The 1234-nt window shown below is 56.1% G+C and carries 1 protein-coding gene; it reads right to left on the reverse strand.

Annotation, left to right across the window (positions count from 1 at the left end):
• Nucleotides 1–1184, reverse strand: a protein-coding gene (locus tag WG915_RS11570) for an IS3 family transposase (RefSeq protein WP_339565537.1) whose coding sequence is annotated in 2 segments (ribosomal slippage) — nucleotides 1–896 and nucleotides 896–1184 — 1185 coding nt annotated over the 2 segments. Because the reading frame shifts where the segments join, the coding sequence is not laid out codon by codon here. This gene is flagged as partial in the annotation.
• Between the last annotated feature and the right edge of the window lie 50 nt (nucleotides 1185–1234).

Raw genomic sequence — 1234 nt, forward strand, 5'->3', positions numbered from 1 at the left:
CCAAAATTCGTGCTCGACCTCAGCCGGCGTACGGTAGTCCAGGCTTTGGTGAAGTCGTGACTCGTTCCACCACGAAACCCAGTCCAACGTCGCGATCTCAACATCAGCCACGTCGGCCCACGTCCGCGTATGAATCAGCTCGTTTTTGTATGAACCGTTGACGTTTTCGGCAAGAGCATTGTCATAAGAGTCGCCTACAGTCCCAGTAGACGCGGTTATTCCATGCTCAGCAAGGCGCTCATTGTAGACAATGCTCACATGTGAACCATGGTCTGAGTGGTGAACTAGGCCTGTTGTTTCCTTGGCGCACACAATGGCTTGATTGAGAGCCTGCAGCGGTAACGCCTCGGTGCGCATCGAGTCTGACAGTGCCCAACCGATAATCCTGCGGGAGTACACATCGGTGACAAACGCGGTGTACACGAAACCCTTCCGGGTGCGTACATACGTGATGTCAGCCACCCACAACTTATTCGGCGCGGAAGCCTTGAATTCGCGGCCCACCAAGTCAGGGCGATTATCCGGGCGCTTGGGCCTGCGAGTTGTCACAGGCGACCGGCCCTTACCTTTGCCACTGACTCCAGCAAGGCGCATCAGGCGAGCGGTTTGCTCACGGCCAATGTCGATTCCTTCTCGGCGAAGGGCGTGCCACATTTTCCGCACACCATAAACGCCGTAGTTTTCGGCGTGGACCACGCAGATGTGCTCAATAAGGGCAGCATCTCGCAGACCTCGCGAACTCAGTCCACGGGCTTTGGATTGGCGGTACCCGCGGGAGGTGATAAAGCCACCATCGCGATTGTTCTTCAACGTCTGGCAGATGAACTCGACTGTGAAACGATCCCGGTGTTCATCGATGAACCGGATCATTTCCGACGTTTCGGGTCGAGTTCCGAAGCGAAAAAAGCTGAAGCAGCTTTAAGCAGCTCGTTTGTGTCTCGAAGCTCCTGGTTTTCACGGCGCAGCCTGGCATTTTCGGCAGCGAGGTCTTCAGGAAGACGTTCGGAGACATGTCCGTCGCGCCGTGCCTGCTGAGCCCACTGGCGGGCTGTGTGCCACGAAACCCCTAGCTTCGGCGCAACCGCCTGACATGCGGCTTGCATTGAAAGATTCTCCGCCAGAATGCGATCCTCAACAAGACGGACCACGCGGTCCTTCGCATCCTGGTCAAACTTCTTAGGCATGTTCCAGATTTTCCCATCCACTCAAGCGGAACAAAACCTGGGGCACTTCA

Origin of the sequence: Corynebacterium sp. H128, assembly GCF_037482625.1 — a bacterium.
Taxonomy (GTDB): Bacteria; Actinomycetota; Actinomycetes; order Mycobacteriales; family Mycobacteriaceae; genus Corynebacterium.